At 28.7% G+C, this 12,711-nt stretch carries 14 protein-coding genes; 9 read left to right on the forward strand and 5 right to left on the reverse strand.

Annotated features, from left to right (window positions below; translation table 11 throughout):
- Positions 1-36: 36 nt before the first annotated feature.
- From K292_RS0101000 to K292_RS0101020, 5 genes are all read right to left on the reverse strand, one after another.
- On the reverse strand, positions 37-408 hold the full coding sequence (locus K292_RS0101000) for a GntR family transcriptional regulator (protein ID WP_027398267.1): 372 nt from the start codon (positions 406-408) through the stop codon (positions 37-39).
- Between the two features lie 246 nt (positions 409-654).
- Positions 655-1,926 (reverse strand): BaiN/RdsA family NAD(P)/FAD-dependent oxidoreductase, encoded by a 1,272-nt coding sequence (locus K292_RS0101005; protein WP_027398268.1) that lies wholly within the window; start codon positions 1,924-1,926, stop codon positions 655-657.
- A 256-nt stretch (positions 1,927-2,182) separates the two neighbouring features.
- A complete protein-coding gene (locus tag K292_RS0101010; protein WP_027398269.1) occupies positions 2,183-4,348 on the reverse strand; it encodes a sulfite exporter TauE/SafE family protein in 2,166 nt (721 codons plus the stop codon).
- On the reverse strand, positions 4,323-5,219 hold the full coding sequence (locus K292_RS0101015; protein WP_027398270.1) for an ABC transporter ATP-binding protein: 897 nt from the start codon (positions 5,217-5,219) through the stop codon (positions 4,323-4,325). Before K292_RS0101015 ends, K292_RS0101010 begins: the two co-directional genes overlap by 26 nt.
- Positions 5,216-5,599, reverse strand: a complete 384-nt coding sequence (locus K292_RS0101020; protein ID WP_027398271.1) for a GntR family transcriptional regulator — start codon at positions 5,597-5,599, stop codon at positions 5,216-5,218. The genes K292_RS0101015 and K292_RS0101020 overlap by 4 nt, the downstream gene beginning before the upstream one ends.
- Before the next feature lie 219 nt (positions 5,600-5,818).
- Here K292_RS0101020 and sppA point away from each other — a divergent pair, with 219 nt between their 5' ends.
- The 9 genes from sppA (at position 5,819) to K292_RS0101065 (ending at position 12,699) form a co-directional block, all read left to right on the forward strand.
- Complete coding sequence (gene sppA, locus K292_RS15485; protein ID WP_051280101.1) at positions 5,819-6,853, forward strand: signal peptide peptidase SppA; 1,035 nt, start codon at positions 5,819-5,821, stop codon at positions 6,851-6,853.
- A 149-nt stretch (positions 6,854-7,002) separates the two neighbouring features.
- Complete coding sequence (gene ylxM, locus K292_RS0101030; RefSeq protein ID WP_027398272.1) at positions 7,003-7,365, forward strand: YlxM family DNA-binding protein; 363 nt, start codon at positions 7,003-7,005, stop codon at positions 7,363-7,365.
- Positions 7,366-7,456: 91 nt separating this feature from the next.
- Entirely contained in the window at positions 7,457-8,794 is a 1,338-nt protein-coding gene (gene ffh, locus K292_RS0101035; RefSeq protein WP_027398273.1) for a signal recognition particle protein, read from the forward strand.
- Between the two features lie 61 nt (positions 8,795-8,855).
- Positions 8,856-9,101 carry a 30S ribosomal protein S16 gene (rpsP, locus tag K292_RS0101040; RefSeq protein ID WP_027398274.1) on the forward strand — a complete coding sequence of 82 codons (246 nt, stop codon included), beginning with the start codon at positions 8,856-8,858 and terminating at the stop codon, positions 9,099-9,101.
- Between the two features lie 18 nt (positions 9,102-9,119).
- Positions 9,120-9,350 (forward strand): KH domain-containing protein, encoded by a 231-nt coding sequence (locus K292_RS0101045; protein WP_027398275.1) that lies wholly within the window; start codon positions 9,120-9,122, stop codon positions 9,348-9,350.
- A 74-nt stretch (positions 9,351-9,424) separates the two neighbouring features.
- Positions 9,425-9,922 carry a ribosome maturation factor RimM gene (gene rimM, locus K292_RS0101050; protein ID WP_051280103.1) on the forward strand — a complete coding sequence of 166 codons (498 nt, stop codon included), beginning with the start codon at positions 9,425-9,427 and terminating at the stop codon, positions 9,920-9,922.
- Between the two features lie 27 nt (positions 9,923-9,949).
- Positions 9,950-10,687 (forward strand): tRNA (guanosine(37)-N1)-methyltransferase TrmD, encoded by a 738-nt coding sequence (gene trmD / locus K292_RS0101055; protein WP_027398277.1) that lies wholly within the window; start codon positions 9,950-9,952, stop codon positions 10,685-10,687.
- A gap of 95 nt (positions 10,688-10,782) precedes the next feature.
- Positions 10,783-11,979 carry an HlyD family efflux transporter periplasmic adaptor subunit gene (locus K292_RS0101060; protein ID WP_027398278.1) on the forward strand — a complete coding sequence of 399 codons (1,197 nt, stop codon included), beginning with the start codon at positions 10,783-10,785 and terminating at the stop codon, positions 11,977-11,979.
- A gap of 21 nt (positions 11,980-12,000) precedes the next feature.
- Positions 12,001-12,699 (forward strand): YggS family pyridoxal phosphate-dependent enzyme, encoded by a 699-nt coding sequence (locus tag K292_RS0101065; RefSeq protein WP_027398279.1) that lies wholly within the window; start codon positions 12,001-12,003, stop codon positions 12,697-12,699.
- The last annotated feature ends 12 nt before the right edge of the window (positions 12,700-12,711 follow it).

The raw sequence follows: 12,711 nt of genomic DNA on the forward strand, positions 1-12,711 counted from the left end.
TTATATAAAACCCCTTTTCATAATGTTGTTAATGAATTAACCTTTATATAATAAATTTAATATTTCAATTAATTCGTTTAAGCTGATATCACTAATTTTTGCTTCTTCTACTGCATTTTGCAAATATTCTTCTATAATTCTTAAATGTTCTTCTTTCATAAATTCAATATTTTTCTTTGCAACAAAACTGCCTTTCCCGGTCTTTGTAACAATAAATCCATCCCGTTCTAAATCTTCATATGCCCTTTTTGTTGTTATAACACTAATGCGGAGTTCTTTTGCAAGTAATCGCATAGAAGGAAGAGCATCTCCTTCTTTTAAAGTTTCGTTTAAAATGAGTGTTTTTATTTGAGATGTAATTTGTTCATAAATTGGCTTGTTGCTCGAATTACTTATAATAATATCCATTCATCACCTCAATTATAATTAAGTTAGTTGATCATGAGTCTATATTGTATATATACTATATATACAATATAACACTCTATAAAAATCGTGTCAATATTATTTTAAATTGAATTAAAATAAATTATTTAATTTTTATCAGCAGTATAATTTTTTGTCCAATAAAAATACGCTCCCCTTTATACTGTTTACTATAAAGGGGAGCGTATCGATATATTTATGCTTTTATGAATTTCAACTATAAGAAAATTAAATTTGTCTTCCTGCTAAATATCCGCTTGAAAAGGCAAATTGTAAATTATAGCCTCCTGTATCTCCATCGATATCTAAGGCTTCTCCTATAATAAATAAATTAGGATACTTCTTTGACTCTAAAGTTTTTAGATTAATTTCATCAAGGTAAACACCTCCGCTTGTTACCATAGCGGTATTGTAGTCACCTAAATTTCTGATAGTATAAGTATCTTTTGTAATTAAATTAACTAATGAATTTAACTCAGATCCTGACAATTGAGATACTTTTTTTGAAGGTTTAAGTTGTATTCTTGAGCAGATAGTTTCTAAAAATCTTTTAGGAATTAGGGCAGATAAATTTAACTCATTCCGATTAAAATAATCATACAATAAAGTGATAGTTTGTTTTGAACTACCTATTATAGATTGTTTTAATTCATTTAGAATAATTTCCGGTAATTTTCCCGGGAAATAATTTATGGAAATAATATCTTCGTTATCAGCATATCTTGAAATATTTAAAATAGCTGGACCTGAAAAACAATTATGAGTAAGTAAAAGGTCATCTTTATTTTCTGCATGTTTCATTAATAATTCTTTTCCTTTTTTGGAGGAACAATTATTTTTAAAAACAGTAATAGTAGCATTTAAAAATGAAATTCCTGATAAAGAGGAATAAGGGTAGCTTTTAACATATATAGGTACTAAAGCAGGTTTCATTTCTGTAGAGTTAATATTCATATTGCTTAAAACTTTAAAAAAGTTACCATCTGAGCCGGAAGAAGGGTAAGAGCAGCCACCAGTTGCGACAATTACTTTTTTAGTAAGATAAGTTTTAGAGTTGCAAGTTACTTTGTATATTTTCTCTTTACTGTTTAAATAAATATCAGAAACAGGAGAAGAGTAAATAAATTTTAATCCATTATTTTTACAAGATTCAATAAGAGTATTAAGAATATCGTTACTCTTAAGAGAACTTGGAAATATTTTTCCATCTTCCCGCTCAAAAATAGGTACTTTACGGTGAGAAAAAAATTCCATTACAGATTTATTGTTAAATTGATATAGAATACTTCGAATAAACTTGCCATTATTTCCATAATGTGATAAGAAATTTTTTATGCTGCCGCCATGCGTTATATTGCATTGACCTGCTCCAGCCATTAAAATCTTTTTTCCCGGAGAATTATTTTTTTCAATAATTAAACCGTTAACAGGCGATTTCAAAGATGAACCTGCAAATAATCCTGATGCTCCGGCACCGATAATTATAACATCATATATCATAAATTATTATTCCTTTATATAATTACTTTTTTATCATTATAACATGACACAAAATACCAAGCATGATTCAATGATTCCTACCTTACAGCAACGCTGTCTCAATCATAGGAATCATTATATCATATGATATTCATTAAAAACAGATTACTTTTAAAAAATGGAAAATGATAAAAAAAGAGCTGAGTACACTAACAATTAATATTAGTATATCAGCCCTTTAAATTTATAAAAAACCCCTTTGCTTTTTATTAATTTATTACTTAAAATATTCTATTATATAGCTTGGAATATTATCTCCGTTGAAGTAAATTAAATCATCATTTTTCTCATAATCTTCATAAATTCCCATTTCTTCATATGGTAAATTTTCATCAATATAATTAAGATCTTTTTCAGGTTTATATATTATTTGACCATAGTAATAATCATTATAATTAATATTAGTGTTTTCATAACTATTTAATATGGATTTAATTTTAGTTGGATCTTCTATTTTTAATGTTTTTTCATTTTTATGCAAAATAGGTATATTATATTCTTCTTCATCTTGGTATATGTCTTTTTTCTTTTCTGAATTTCCTTTATAGTGCCATATGGATATGTATGCAATGCGATCAATATTTTCTTCAAGGTTAGAAGAGTATCCATGCTCTTTAAGCCAATTTCTTGTGTTTTTATAATGATATCCAATATTAATGTCATAAAAATTTCTATTTATAATTTTACCTATTGGTCCAGCTTTAGGATCCTTATTAATGTAGCTGTAATTAATACTTGCATTAGCATAATTATGTTTTAGGCTCAGCATGTCTTCGTATGTTTGATTTTGATAATCTTTTTCTATAATGTTTAAAAACTCACTAATCTCTGATTCATTTGTAAGTGTTATGCCAATATCAGAAGAATTACCTGTAATTTCAATTTGTTTAATCTTTTCATAGTCAAAATTTTTAAGTGAATAATAATCTTTAAATTCCTTAGATTCAAAGATTTGCTTTAAATAAAGGTTTTTACTGTAATAGTTATAATCTAATTCATATAGTCTACTCATAAAATCTGAATTATCTTTGTAGTATGAAAAAGAAATCGAATCTGTTAATGTATTTAAATAATCGTTTGGTGAAAATTGATCTTTATTATTTATTACAGAATCATGAAAGTTAATAATAGCTTTTATATTATCAGAATCTTTAAGTTTAAGAATAGACTTATGATTACGATTATTTTTATAAGCATAAAGAGGTAAATATCTATTAATAAAGCTATCTGTGACAGAGAAAGATTGAACCTTTGATGCTTTTGGAATATTCTTTTCAAATCCTGTTATATCAAAATTTAATGAAATAATAAAAAGTATTGCAATTAAAGCATATATCCCTAAATTTTTTAAACTCTTTAAATTGAAAACTCTTGGTGTTTTTTTTACAATCATCCGGCCAATTATAAAGAAAATAATTGTACCAGCAGTAAATCCAGCATATAAATATAAATTTGAATTTTCTAAAACATAGAAGTAAAAACCTAATGCAGTCATACCTAAAAAAGTAATTAAATAACTTATAATAGGGTGCATAAATTTAAATGCTAAAGTATCTGTGGCACGTTCTAATTTCCTTTTACTGTATAAAATTGCTGGTATTATATAAAATGCAATAAATAAAAGAATATAGTATATTTGTAAACCAATTTTAAAATTGTCTTCTTTTATGATTGAATAAATAAAAGGAGATAACTTCATACCTGTATCTATGCAATTCCCAGTCGGCTCAAAACCGAATAAAAAGTATGTAAAATAAGTAACAAATATAGCATATAGACCAGGAGCAAGGAAGTTAAACCCTGCCGCTGTTGCAAGATGCATTAAAGAATTCCCCGTCACAATACCTGCAAAGACCGAAATTGCATAAATTACTAGAATAATTAAAAATGATTCCCATATCCAGCTGCAAATTGCAGCTCTAGAAAATATATTTACAGAAGTATCTGTTATTAAACCATAGTTATTACTATATTGATTGTAAACAGGCTTACTTATTATGATTAAAATTAATCCGTTAAGCAGCATTGGTATAGTAACTAAAATTAATCCTGAAATAAAATTGCTGTTATAAAGTTTCATTCTTGTAAAGGGCATAGCATGCATCATAGATACAGAGCTGATTCCTTGCAAATACTTGAATACTAATACTGAAGTTATAATTGGAAATAAAAGATGTGCAAACATATAAAACGGCTGTTGATTGGATAAAGATATATCTATGTAATTAGCTAAAGAATTAAGCTTTTTATAAGACATCATTATTGGGAAAATTCCAGAAAAAAAGTATACTAAGAATGATAAAACAGGAATTGACCAAAAACGTCTTAAATTCTCCTTTATTAAAGGGATTGATATACTAAAATATGATGCTTTCAATTTCACTGTCTCCACCTCCTAATTCATAAATAAAGACTTCTTCAAGTGATAACGGGAGTAAATCAAAAACAACAGGATTTTTTTCATTAATAATTTCTTCTACTGTAGCTTTCTTGTTTCTTACAATGAGTAAATCAACAGTTCCTCTTGATTCTTTATGCAAAATGTTTAATCCGGAATAAGGCTTTTCCATAGTATTTTTAAAAGCAACTTGAATTTTATGAATGTCAGATTTTAATTCATCAAGATCACGTTCGATAATCATTTCCCCTTTTGAAAGGATCCCGATACAATCACAAATACCTTCTAATTCACGTAGATTGTGAGAGGAAACGAGAACGGTCATTTCTCTTTCAGCTACATCTTCTACTATATATCTCCAAACTAATTTTCTGATAATGGGATCTAGACCGTCTATAGGTTCATCCAGTATTAAATAGTCGGGCATAGCTGACATAGTTAAAATAAATGCGGCTTGTTTTTGCATTCCCTTTGAAAATTTAGAGAGTTTACGTTTTTCATTAAGATTAAATTGTTTTATCATATGTTCATAACGCTCTTGATTCCAGTTTGGATATATTGATTTATAAAATTTTGCAGATTCTTTTATATTATAAGATGAAAAGAAATATAAATCGTCAGGAATAAATCCTAATCTTTCTTTTATTTCCTTATTTTCATAAACTTTTTTATCTTCTATTAAAACGTTACCTGAGTCGGGCTTTAAAACGCCTGTCAGATGTTTAATGACAGTAGTTTTACCAGCACCATTAGTTCCGATAAGTCCATAAATAGAGCCTTTCTTTACATTTAAATTAAGATCAGAAAGGACTTTAAAATCATCAAAAAATTTATTTAGATTTTGTATTTTAATCATTTCCAATCACTCCTTTCTTCAAATAATTCGTTTACTATATCTTTGATAATATCCAGTGAAAGTCCTAAATAAAGTAATTCTTTAATATCATTTCTAATACGGCTTTTTATTTCATTTATATTTTTTTTATCATAAATAATTTCCCTTGGAGGAGAAACAAAGGTTCCAAGCCCTGATACCGTATAGATATATCCTTGATGTTCTAATTCTTTGTAGGATTTTTGTATAGTATTTGGATTCACTGTAAGCGTTTTTGAAAGTTCACGCACAGATGGAAGCTTATCTTCTGATTTTAATATACCAGTTATGATAAGTTCTTTTATATTATCAACTATTTGTTCATAAATTGTTTTTCTTGATTTTAAATCCAATTGAAACATAAAAGACCACTCCTTATTTATATTTAGGTTGATAAAGGTAACCTATAATCCTTTATTAGCTTATTTATTTATACAGGTTAGAACTTAAGTATCTGTACTTAGTGTACTATATGTGATAATACGGTGTCAACATAAAATTATATCTTTAAAAAAAAGTACTAGACATTTTTATAAAAAAAGTAGAAAATATAAACATTAAGAAATGAAAGGGGAATTTTAATGAATTTGGACAACGATACACAATTTGAAACAAGAGAAGTAGAAGTAAAAGGGAAAAAAGGTCATAAAAAAGGAATGATTATATTTGCTATAATTATTATAGCTTTAATAATTTTAGGAGTAGGATTAAAAACTTTATTTAAAGCAGATAAAGATGTAACCCCTGCGGGACCATATATAGGAACTATATATGTAGAGGGAACTATCTCGTCAGCAGAAACAGATACTTTCGGACAAATACTAAGTTATCAACACAGATGGACATTGGATAAAATAGATAATTTAATTCATGACAGTAACAATAAAGGTTTGATTATATTTGTAAATTCTCCTGGTGGAGGAGTTTACGAGAGTGATGAGCTTTATTTTAAAATTAAAGAATATCAAGAAAAAACAAAAAGACCTGTTTATTCTGTAATGGGTTCTATGGCTGCCTCTGGAGGATATTACATTTCTGCACCGGCAGATAAAATTATTGCTAACAGAAATACATGGACAGGGTCCATAGGTGTTACTATAGGAACTTTGTTTGATTTTTCCCAGCTGCTTGAAAGGTATGGTGTAAAAACAAAAACAATAACCTCGGGTGCAAATAAAGCTATGGGAAGCTCGGTTACGCCTATGACCGCCGAACAGGAAAGTATTTTCCAATCTTTAGTTGATGAGTCATATGAACAATTTGTTGGAATTGTGTCAGAAGAAAGAGGTATTGATATAGAAAAAACTAAAAAGCTTGCAGATGGAAGAATTTATACCGCAAGGCAGGCTCTTGAATTAAATCTTATTGATGAAATTGGCACTATGGATGATGCTGTTAAAAGTATGAAAAAAGATTATAAACTAGATAATTGCCAAGTTGTTGATTTACTATATGAAGATACTTCATTTTTAGGAATGTTATTAAATAGTAAAGCTTTTGATGGATTGATTAGTCTAGGTAATATAGGTGGTGGAGATGTTTCTGCTATTATGAATATTGTTAATAATGAAAATGAATTCCCAGTTAGCTATATGTGTGAAGCTTTAAAAAAATAAACATCATAAAAAAGTGATATTTAATGCTTTATGAAGATATAGAAAATAATTTGACTGCTGACAAGTTTTTACCTTGACAGCAGTTTTTTTTTATGATATCTTATATAAGATGTCAAGTAAAATGTTTGTCATATTGAAAGGGTTTTGAAATGGTACAATTTGAAAAAATGATAGAACTTAACATGTTGTATGATTTTTATGGACAGTTATTGACAGAAAAGCAAAGAAAAATATTTACTTTATATCATGAAGATAATTTGTCTTTAGCGGAAATTGCTGAGGAAGTTAAAATTAGCAGACAAGGTGTACATGATGCTTTAAAAAAATCAGAAAAAGCATTATACAAGTATGAAAATAAACTTAAATTAATTAAAAAATTTTCACAGACACAAAAAGCAGTTTTAGATATTGATAATTCTATTAATGAAATTATTAGTGAAAATATGCAAAATGATAAATTGACAAAGAGACTAAAAAAGATTAAAAATATAATAGATAATTTAAATGATTGAAATTAATTAAAATAATTTATATTATAAATATAGTAAGTAAATAAAGATAAATAAAGTAAATTTAATTAATATTCAAATTTAAGGAGACATTATGGCATTTGAGGGTCTTTCGGAAAAATTACAAGGAGTTTTTGGTAAACTAAAGGGTAAGGGTGTCCTTACAGAGTCAGATATTGATAACGCTATGCGGGAAGTTAAACTGGCTTTATTAGAGGCAGATGTAAACTTTAAAGTTGTAAAACAATTTGTTAATAGTGTTAAAGAAAAATCTATGGGACAGGACATTTTAGCAAGTTTAACTCCGGGTCAACAAGTTATTAAAATTGTAAAAGATGAATTAGTGGAATTAATGGGAGGAACAAACAGCAAGTTAACATATTCTCCCAGAGGTTTTACTGTTCTTTTAATGGCCGGTCTTCAAGGTACTGGTAAAACAACTACTTGCGGTAAATTAGCTAATTACTTGAAAAAGAATGGTAAAAAACCCATGATGGCAGCATGTGATGTATATAGACCTGCCGCTATAGATCAGCTTGAAATTGTAGGAAAAGCTGTTGATATACCTGTTTTTACAATGCGTGACTGTAATAAACCTGAAGTTATTGCTGAAAAAGCGATGAAGGAAGCTGAATATAAAGGATATGATGTATTGATTGTAGATACATCAGGTCGTCTTCACATTGATGATGATTTAATGGACGAGTTAGTTCGTATAAAAAAAGCTATAAAACCACACGAAATTCTTCTAGTAGTAGATGCAATGACAGGGCAAGATGCGGTTAATGCGGCAGAGGGCTTTAATGAAAAACTTGGTGTTGATGGTATAATCATGACAAAGATGGATGGTGATACTAGAGGCGGTGCTGCATTATCAGCTAAAACGGTTACCGGGAAACCAATTAAATTTATTGGTATGGGTGAAAAATTTGATGCATTAGAACCATTTCATCCTGAAAGAATGGCTTCCAGAATTTTAGGAATGGGAGATATGATGAGTCTTATTGAAAAGGCTCAAGAAAATTTTGATGATGCAAAAGCTGCCGAGTTAGAAAAGAAAATCAAAAAAAATGAGTTTACTCTTGAAGATTTTCTTGACCAAATTGGACAGATAAAAAAGATGGGTGGTCTTGCTAAAATAATGGATATGATGCCCGGAATGAATAATAAGGCTATGAAAGATGTTAATTTGGATAATAGTGAAAAAGAATTTATGCAGATGGAAGCTATTATTCAATCTATGACTAAGGAAGAACGCAGAAAGCCAGAAATTTTAAATGCAAGCAGGAGAAAGAGAATTTCGGCAGGATGCGGACAGCCTGTAAGTAAAATAAATAACTTAATTAAAAGATATGAAGATGCAAGAAAAATGATGAAGCAATTTACGAATGCTCCGAAATTTAAAAAGAATAAATTCTTTAAAGGATTTTAAATTCAGAAACTACTGAGTTTAACATATATCATAGAAAACAAGCAAAAAGGAGGTGTAGATAATGGCAGTAAAAATAAGATTAAAGAGAATGGGTGCACATAAAAAACCTTTTTATAGAGTTGTAGTAGCAGATGCTCGTTCTCCGAGAGATGGAAAATTCATTGAGGAAATTGGATATTATAATCCTTTAGTAGAACCTGTAGAAATTAAGATTAACGGTGAAGCAGCAAAGAAATGGATTTCTAATGGTGCACAGCCTACTGAAACTGTAAAAAGTTTATTCAAAAAATCAGGAATCATTGAATAAGGAAAGCGGTGAATACTAATGGTTAATCTAGTTGAAGCTATTGCGAAATCACTTGTAGATAATCCTGATGCTGTAGAAGTTAAAGAAACTCTAGGAAGGCAGGCTATCGTTATTGAGCTGCGAGTTGCTCCCGATGATATGGGGAAAGTAATTGGCAAACAAGGTAGAATTGCGAAAGCTCTACGCTGTGTAGTTAAAGCTGCGGCAACAAAAGCAAATAAGAAAGTGGTAGTAGAAATCGTGCAATAGCCAGAATTCTGCAATACTGCATTAGTGGCACATATATTTTGGTATATGTGCCTTACTGTTAATATGAGGGGATTATGGAGAAAATAAAAATTGGACAAATTGTAAATGTAGTTGGGTTAAAAGGTGAGTTAAAGGTTTATCACTATTCTGATTACAAGGAAAGATTTGAAGAAATAGAAGAACTTTATATTGAAGATATCTCTTATAATATTTCTAAAGTCAGATATATAAAAGAAATGGTAATTCTTAAACTAAAAGGAATTGATGACCGTACAGAAGCAGAAAAATATAAGGGAAAGAATTTATATATTCCTGAAAAAGAATTAAGGATTCTTCCTAAAGATACGTATTATATAAAAGATTTAAAAGGTCTTTTAGTATATGATGAAGATAATAATTATATAGGTGTGCTTTGTGATGTGATACAAAATAGAGCACAGGATTTGTATGAAATTGAAATGGAAAATAAAAATAAGTTTTTAATTCCAGCAGTTGACAATTTCATTTTAAAAATAGATATGACAAACCGAACTATGATAGTTCGGTTAATAAAAGGTCTTATGGAACTATAATAAGTTTTGAGAAGATGAGGAATTAACATGAAAATTAATGTATTAACTCTTTTTCCAAATATGTTTATACCTGTTACTGATGAAAGCATTTTAGGAAGAGCAAAAGAAAAGGGAATATTAGATATAAATTTAATAAATATTAGGGACTATAGTTTGGATAAACACAAGAGGGTTGATGATTATCCTTTTGGAGGCGGTGCAGGAATGGTTATGACCTCAGATCCTATATTTAATGCATTAAATAGTATTCATGCAAAAAGGAAAAAAATTATTTATATGTCACCTAGAGGTAAGATTTTAGATCAGAAATTAATTACTGAATTTTCTTCAAAAGAAGAGCTTGTAATACTATGTGGCCATTATGAAGGCATTGATCAGAGAATTATTGATTATTGGAATATGGAAGAAATTTCAGTAGGAGATTATATACTTACAGGAGGAGAACTGCCGGCAATGATTTTAATTGATGCTGTAGCAAGATTAGTTCCTGAAGTTTTGGGAAGCAGTGCGTCTCATGATGAAGAATCTATATATTCTGGATTGCTTGAATATCCACAATATACTAAACCGAGAAAATATGAAGATCTTGAAGTCCCTGATGTTTTAATATCCGGAAATCATAAATTAATACATTTATGGAAATTTGAAAAATCATTAGAAATTACAAAGGAGAGGCGTCCAGATCTATTTAAAAAGTTTATAGAATCGTCAAATAAATTAACGAAAGATGAAAGGAAAATATTGGAGAAATTTATGGTATTTTAGGTAATAAAATCACAAAACCTTTACACCTCTAAGTATTGAAATAAGTTGTTATATCATATATAATTAAAACATTAAAATACAGATGAGGAAATACGATGTCAAATAAAAAGAAAATTGGGTTTTATGTGTTTTTTGTTGCATTAATATTATTGTTTTTAATTATTTATGCTTTTCCGAATTTGACAGGGGCTTTAAAGAAAACTGTTATTCTTGAATATGGAGGTATACAGGTTACAGATGATGTTACCTGTTATTTTATACGTGATGAAAGTGTTTATTTAGCAAATAAATCAGGTAATATTAATTATTATGTTGAAGAAGGAGAACAAATTCGAAAGGGTGTAAAAATATTAGATATAATACAAGGCTCAGGGAATATAGAAAAAAGCAGTCTGCCTACAATAATGGACAGAATTGATAAGTATAACGGTGGGGAAAGTCTTTTTAGTGATGATATTAAAAAAATAGATACTGAAATAAAAAAGATGAATGAAAAATTAACACAAGCAAAGGATTCAAAAAATACGGAAGATATAGAAAAATATCAATTAACTATTAAAAAATTAGAAATGAAGAAATCATATATTTCATCAGCCGATGATGCTGCCAAAGAGGAAGCCTCAAATGAAGAAATTCCTTTAGGTGGATATGGCATAACTCCAAGCAAGTATGTTAGTCAAACAAATGGAATGGTAAGTTTCTACATTGATGGTTATGAGTCAGAATTTACACCGGAAAATATGACACTTTTAAGTAAAAGCAAAGTCGAGAATTTAAAATATGATTATCAAAGTGTGAACAGAAAAGCTACTGCTGCAGGGGAACCTTTATATAAAATTGTAAATAATAAGCAGTGGTATGTTGTATTTTGGGTAAAGCCTCAAGATATCGTTAAATATGAAAAAGGGAAAGAAGCATATTTGAATCTTACATATGGACAAGTTAAAGGAACAATATACGATATAGTGGATGCTCAAGGCGAGTGGATGGTTATTATGAAATTTAATAGGTATTATAAAGAATTAGCACAGGCTAGAAAAGCGGAAGCTCAAGTAGTTACTGCAGATTATAAAGGTCTTACAATACCAAATGAAAGTATTACCACAGAAAATAATCAAACTGGAGTATATGTAAAAGATGTTAATGATGAATATGTATTTAAACCTGTAAAAATTATTACAAGTGATGGTGAATATTCCCTTGTGGAAGTTTCTTGTTTTTATACGGATAATGGTTCAAAACGTGTAGAGACAGTAAATGTTTATGACGAGATTTTAAAAAAACCAAATTAAAATAGAGGGAAGGTTATAGAAATGGGAAAAATAAAAGAAAATCTTAATAAAATTAATAACATTAAAGAAGAAATTACCCAAAAATCAGGAAGAGGAAAAGATGATGTATTACTTGTTGCTGTAACTAAAACGAGAACTGCAGAAGAAATAAATGAAGCTATAGATGCAGGAGTTACAGATATAGGTGAAAATAAAGTACAGGAAATAATGGATAAATATGATTTTGTAAAACCTGTAAAATGGCATATGATTGGACATTTACAAACAAATAAGGTAAAATATATTATCGATAAAGTCAGCTTAATTCATTCAGTAGATTCTTTGAAATTAGCACAGGAAATTGATCACAGAGCAAAACAAAAAAATCTAACAATTGATATTCTTGTTCAGGTTAATTCTGCTCAAGAAGAAAGTAAATTTGGGATTACAACAGAAGAAACAGGTGAGCTTATCAATAATATATTGGATACTTGTGAAAATATAAGAGTTAGGGGCTTAATGAGTATTGCTCCTTTTGAGGAAAATCCAGAAGATGTTAGAGTATATTTTAATCAAGTAAAACAACTTTTTGATAAGTATAGTAAATTGAATCATGAAAGATGTGATTTTAAATACTTATCTATGGGAATGTCACATGATTTTGAAGTAGCTATTATGGAAGGCTCTAATTTAATAAGAGTAGGAACAGCTATTTTCGGGCAAAGAAATTATATAAAATAATAACAAATATTA

The organism is Anaerovorax odorimutans DSM 5092, assembly GCF_000426305.1.
GTDB lineage: Bacteria > Bacillota > Clostridia > Peptostreptococcales > Anaerovoracaceae > Anaerovorax > Anaerovorax odorimutans.

Coding starts and splice junctions, on each gene's coding strand:
- ylxM (WP_027398272.1), top strand. CDS start 7,003: ATGGTACAATTTGAAAAAATGATAGAACTTAACATGTTGTATGATTTT.
- rimM (WP_051280103.1), top strand. CDS start 9,425: ATGGAGAAAATAAAAATTGGACAAATTGTAAATGTAGTTGGGTTAAAA.
- K292_RS0101060 (WP_027398278.1), top strand. CDS start 10,783: ATGTCAAATAAAAAGAAAATTGGGTTTTATGTGTTTTTTGTTGCATTA.
- K292_RS0101045 (WP_027398275.1), top strand. CDS start 9,120: ATGGTTAATCTAGTTGAAGCTATTGCGAAATCACTTGTAGATAATCCT.
- K292_RS0101020 (WP_027398271.1), bottom strand. CDS start 5,599: ATGTTTCAATTGGATTTAAAATCAAGAAAAACAATTTATGAACAAATA.
- K292_RS0101015 (WP_027398270.1), bottom strand. CDS start 5,219: ATGATTAAAATACAAAATCTAAATAAATTTTTTGATGATTTTAAAGTC.
- K292_RS0101065 (WP_027398279.1), top strand. CDS start 12,001: ATGGGAAAAATAAAAGAAAATCTTAATAAAATTAATAACATTAAAGAA.
- ffh (WP_027398273.1), top strand. CDS start 7,457: ATGGCATTTGAGGGTCTTTCGGAAAAATTACAAGGAGTTTTTGGTAAA.
- rpsP (WP_027398274.1), top strand. CDS start 8,856: ATGGCAGTAAAAATAAGATTAAAGAGAATGGGTGCACATAAAAAACCT.
- K292_RS0101000 (WP_027398267.1), bottom strand. CDS start 408: ATGGATATTATTATAAGTAATTCGAGCAACAAGCCAATTTATGAACAA.
- trmD (WP_027398277.1), top strand. CDS start 9,950: ATGAAAATTAATGTATTAACTCTTTTTCCAAATATGTTTATACCTGTT.
- K292_RS0101005 (WP_027398268.1), bottom strand. CDS start 1,926: ATGATATATGATGTTATAATTATCGGTGCCGGAGCATCAGGATTATTT.
- sppA (WP_051280101.1), top strand. CDS start 5,819: ATGAATTTGGACAACGATACACAATTTGAAACAAGAGAAGTAGAAGTA.